Here is a 253-nt window from a genome sequence, read left to right on the forward strand (position 1 = left end):
GAAACTACTAAGTGCGCATCCGCACTTAACGCGCGGATGATTTTTGGCACCGCAGCCACCACAGCTACGCAAAAATTTCGGCGACCGGACAGCAAATCATTTTGCCGTTTTCGTGACGCAGCCGTTCCGCGCAATCGACAAACTGGCAGTACAGAAAACTCACGAAGTGCACGAAGTGCGCACTTATACAAACTTCACTTCGTTTCGTTTGTCGTGCGGTCTGCGACGCGCAAAAAAACCGAGAAACGGCGGG

The 253-nt window shown here is 52.2% G+C and carries 1 protein-coding gene; it reads left to right on the forward strand.

The window, feature by feature from the left end; all coding sequences use genetic code 11:
• Positions 1-43: 43 nt before the first annotated feature.
• On the forward strand, positions 44-253 hold a 210-nt coding region (locus tag ACODJP_RS14310; RefSeq protein ID WP_422482640.1), incomplete at its 3' end, for a hypothetical protein.

This window comes from Pleomorphochaeta sp. DL1XJH-081 (assembly GCF_049310885.1).
Classification (GTDB): domain Bacteria; phylum Spirochaetota; class Spirochaetia; order Sphaerochaetales; family Sphaerochaetaceae; genus CAYZJV01.